This is a genomic window from Nonomuraea composti, from assembly GCF_012034275.1.
GTDB lineage: Bacteria > Actinomycetota > Actinomycetes > Streptosporangiales > Streptosporangiaceae > Nonomuraea > Nonomuraea composti.
The window spans coordinates 1-2,572 of record NZ_JAATEP010000133.1 but is presented as its reverse complement, the minus strand read 5'-3'; the positions used below and the strand labels follow the sequence as shown (position 1 = coordinate 2,572).

Here is a 2,572-nt window from a genome sequence, read left to right as displayed (position 1 = left end):
GTTCTGGTGAGGCGGGCGGCCAGGATGATGAGCCAGATGGCGGCGGCGGTGATGACGGCGGTCAGGGCGATGATGCTGGGGGTGGCGATCTCCAGTGGGCGCATGGTGGGGCGTCTAATGACGACGGCATCCTGGTGACCCGCGCCTGAATGCTTCAGCAAGAGGCCGTGCCCGCTCTTCAGACCGGCCAGGTCATGAGTGCGGTCACCGTAGAGCGTGGGCTGGCTGGCGGCGTCGATGCTGCGTCATCCTCAGCAGGCGGCCGGATCGCATCGGTGGGCTCTGGCTGGACGTCATGGTGGGGCGGCGGCACTGCTTGGCACCGGTCCGGGGCTGCGTCGTCCTGGAAGTCGACGTGGTGCGCTCGCTCAGTCCATAGTCCGTCAGGTGCAGCACACCGGGCGGCGAGGTCCAGCGTTCGCGGCTCCAGCCCTGTACATGCAGCGCTTCGGGCCGGGCCGCCTCCTGACCGAAGAACCGCGCGAGCCCCGCGGTCGCGTCCGTTGTGAATCCGGAATCGGCAGCGGCGATGCACTTTGACGACGCCGCTCATCCAGAACGGGGTGGCCGCGGCGAGACGTGCCAGTTCCGGCTCCAGCGCGCCGTAGAAGCCGATGCTCGCGATGGCGAACGCCGGTGAGATCGCCAGGACGACCTGGCCGGCCTCTGCCGCTCCCCCTCCATCCTGGAGCCACCCTCGTGCACAATCCCATCGCGGCCCTGCCGAAGCGGCAGATGCTCGTGGCGCTCAGCGGCTTGCTGCTGGTGCTGTTCGTCGCCACCCTCAGCAGCACCGTGATCAGCACCGCCTTGCGAAAATCATCGGCTCGTTGCAGGGCAGGCAGACGCAGTACGCCTGGATCGTCACCGCGCCCCTGCTCACCACCCCCATCTGGGGCAAGCTGGCCGACCTGTTCAGCAAGAAGACCCTCGTCCAGATCGCGATCGCCGCGATGATCCCGCCCCGCGAGCGCGTCCGTTACAGCGGCTATCTCAGCAGCGTCACCGCCGCCTCCACCATCGGCGAGCCACTGCTCGGCTGACTCATCGCCGACACTCGTGGCTGGGCTGGCGGTGGTGCTTCGACCTCGGCCTCCCTATCGCCAAGAGCACCGTCCCGTTCAAGGACATCGGCACCGCCAGCTCCACCGTCTCCTTCTTCCGCTCCCCTCGGCGGCACCATCGGCGTCTCCGTGCTCGGCGCCGTCCTAGCCCGCCACGTCGAGGACCTGACCGCCCACGGCACCGCCGTCCCCGCCTACGGCGACGCCACCGGGCGCATCTTCCTCGTCTGTGCAGCTGTGGCCGCCCTCGGCATCCTCGCCGCCGTCCTGCTCAAGCCGGTCACCCTCCGTACCAGCCTCGACAAGCCCGACGTGTCCCGCGCCGTCGCCGTCGCCACCGAGGCAGCGGACGGAGTCGCTCCCCTCGACCAGACCCCCTTCCCGCAGGAGCCGGCCGGCCCAGGCGCACCGCCTCGCGACTCGCGAGCGCGCTGAACATCCGCGAGATGCTGTGACTTGCGGGGCGTGCGTCGAGCGCTTGTGTTGTGACGTCTTTCGATGCGGGCCCGGCAGCCTGAACAGGCGCAGGCGTACACGGCAGCGCGAACGCGGAACGCGTTACTGTACGCCTGGAACGGCCAGGCGGGCGAAGGCGTCGGGTGTGACGATGGGGATGTCGTAGGCGCGGGCCTTGCGCGCCTTGCCCGACATGGTGTCGGGGTCGGCGGCGACCAGCAGGCGGACCTTCTTGGTGACGTCGGGGTGCGGGACGTAGCCGGCCTGGCGGGCCCGTTCCTCCCACATCTCGCGACCGCCGGCCATGTCCCCGGTGAACACGACGAGGTCGCCCGGTCGTAGCCGGAAGCCTCCCGTCGCGGCGAGGTGACGAGGTGGTCCGGCATGGTGCAGGGCTTGGTCGACCGCGCCGGGCAGTAGCGCGAGCAGGGCGGCGACGAGGTCGAGTTCGCGGCGCTCCGCCGCGGTGACGACGCCGTCCGCCTTGGCCGCGTGGGCCAGCGCGTCGAGGTACTGGTGATGCAGGGCGATGGCGTCGGCGCGGCTGAGATCCAGGCGGGCGGCCAGGGCGATCAGCGTGTCGGCCTCGATGGCCGAGATGTGGTGGTCCAGCAGCACCTGGTCGAGCAGGGCGAAGTACGGGTCGGCCTGGACGGTGTCGGCCGCGCGCGGCATCCGGTCCAGCAGCCGGGCCAGGAAGTGACTGTCGCGTTCGGCCGACACACCACGCCGTACCGGAGTGGCGGTGCTGCCGGGCACGGCCAGCCAGGCGAGTGCGGCGGCCGCCGAGAGGGAAGCCGCCCACGGCGCGTGGGGCTGCGACAGCCGCAGGTAGTGGCGTAACAGCTCGGCCGCGGCGCGGGCGTCGATGAGCGCGTCATGCTGGTTGTCGAGCAGGATGTCGGCGACCGCGCAGCAGCCGGCGAGCGTGCGCGGGGCGGCGGGCAGGAACCGGGCGGCCTCGGTCATCGTACAGACGCCGATGAATTCCAGGTCGGGAATGGACGTGCCGGTCCGCGCGTACTCGTCGGACAGGAAGCTCGCATCGAAGC

General features: G+C 70.5%; 3 protein-coding genes. 2 read left to right on the top strand and 1 reads right to left on the bottom strand.

The window, feature by feature from the left end; all coding sequences use genetic code 11:
* Positions 1-830 precede the first annotated feature (830 nt).
* Entirely contained in the window at positions 831-1,043 is a 213-nt protein-coding gene (locus HCN51_RS58775) for an MFS transporter (protein ID WP_206069124.1), read from the top strand.
* A gap of 150 nt (positions 1,044-1,193) precedes the next feature.
* Entirely contained in the window at positions 1,194-1,499 is a 306-nt protein-coding gene (locus HCN51_RS58770) for a hypothetical protein (protein WP_206069123.1), read from the top strand.
* A 123-nt stretch (positions 1,500-1,622) separates the two neighbouring features.
* On the opposite strand, the gene HCN51_RS57615 is transcribed toward HCN51_RS58770, so the two are convergent.
* Positions 1,623-2,572 (bottom strand): DNA polymerase III subunit epsilon (locus HCN51_RS57615; RefSeq protein ID WP_168022214.1); only part of this gene is annotated, 950 nt, incomplete at its 5' end.